The sequence below is a fragment of the Salinicola sp. genome (assembly GCF_982684285.1).
Genome location: NZ_CEXLVS010000426.1, coordinates 1 through 1685, shown reverse-complemented (window position 1 = coordinate 1685; position 1685 = coordinate 1). Strand labels below are relative to the sequence as shown.

3 protein-coding genes are annotated in these 1685 nt (G+C 42.2%); all 3 read right to left on the bottom strand.

The genetic code is table 11. The features are described from left to right. Nucleotides 1-672, bottom strand: a 672-nt coding sequence (locus AC3AYF_RS20720) for a molybdopterin cofactor-binding domain-containing protein (protein ID WP_487780359.1), incomplete at its 3' end; no start/stop codon positions are given. Nucleotide 673: 1 nt separating this feature from the next. Further along, entirely contained in the window at nucleotides 674-1171 is a 498-nt protein-coding gene (locus tag AC3AYF_RS20715; protein ID WP_487780358.1) for a (2Fe-2S)-binding protein, read from the bottom strand. A 107-nt stretch (nucleotides 1172-1278) separates the two neighbouring features. Next, nucleotides 1279-1685 (bottom strand): hypothetical protein (locus AC3AYF_RS20710; protein ID WP_487780357.1); only part of this gene is annotated, 407 nt, incomplete at its 5' end.

The window sequence follows — 1685 nt, the reverse complement described above, 5'->3', positions numbered from 1 at the left end:
CGTATATTGGGCGGTACCATTCAATTTGACCATGGTATCTTTGCGGTCAACATGTTTGCCTATATATACAAAATTCTTCGCATCTTTTAATGTGATATTTTCTGGGATAGTTAATTGTGATGCAGCTTCTGCCAGCTCACCAAAACTGGCATTGAGTTTATTGCCGAGGTGTTGAACGATACCTTTATTAACACTGATTTCATTTACAGGTACATTCCACCGATCTGCAGCAGCTGCAACTAACATAGCTCGTGCTGTTGCTCCCGCTTGACGCATTTGAGTAAATGAATTCGCCATCGAATTACTTGCCCCAGTGCCTTGCAGAGAACCCCATATAAGATTTCGATATAGCCTAGCTTTAGCTGGCGCTGCTTCCACGATGATCTGATCCCAATCAGCATCAAGCTCTTCAGCAATTAGAGTGGGTAGGCCGGTAGACACTCCTTGGCCCATTTCCAAATGCTTAACAATGACAGTAATGCTATTGTCAGCTGCAATACGGATAAAAGCATTCGGTTCAAAAGAGGCACTGTTTGCACTATTTTCTAAAACAGTAGACGAGACAGCTTTAGACAATCCAACCGGTATATAAAATGCGATCATAAGACCTAGCCCTAAGCTTGCATCTGCTTTCAAAAAATCTCGTCGTGTCATTTTGAGATCAATATCCATCTTAACCTCCTGCCTTTGCAGCACTATGAATAGCTGCTCGTATTCGTTGATACGTGGCACAGCGACAGATATTGCCACTCATCGCATTATCAATATCTACATCACTTGGATGGGGTGTTTTTGCTAGTAGTGCAGCAGCTGACATGATCTGACCAGACTGGCAATATCCACATTGCGACACTTGTTCTTCTGACCATGCTTTTTGTAATGGATGATTAGACTCTTGAGACAATCCTTCGATAGTTGTGACGTTTTTACCAATAACTGTGGATATAGGTGTCACACAGGATCGCACCGCTATACCATCAATATGTACCGTGCAAGCACCACACAAAGCCATACCACAACCATATTTAGTCCCTGCCAGCCCTAAGTTATATCTTAACACCCATAATTTTGTACCGGTATGATTAAGATGATCTCGTAACACCCATAATAATGGCGTATCGATATCAACGTCGATGTTTCGTTTTTCACCATTTACTAATAACGTTAACATGAGCTTTCTCCACAACATTATGACCAGAATTTCATCTATCGTTGTGGGCTGGCCTCAAGTAAAAAAGCATACTTTGAAACCAGTCCATACCTTTCTATTGAGATAGACTATTCAAAGCCTGTGACTTCCCATTCGCTGGTGTACTCTGTCGGAGAAGTGAATGTTACTTTGTAAGTACCGATAGGATGGATTGTTGCGTGAACACCCGTTCCATACACGTTAGCAAAAGTCCCTTTAATACTGGTCATCGGGGTTTCGCCATCGGCAGCCATTACGGTGGTCATTTTCCCTGTTAGTTTATTGGTGACGGTCTCGCCATTTTGACTAACAGTCCAGTAGCCTAGATGAGTTCCGTTACCATTAACAATATCAACAATATCCGTAACAACAATATCTCCACCGTTAAAGTAGTCCATATTTCCTGTGCTTGTATTGGTACCAGTAGACAAGCCCAGAGCCATAACATGTTGGCCATTAAGATCAATTGGCAATCCATCCTGTTTAGAGATAGTGC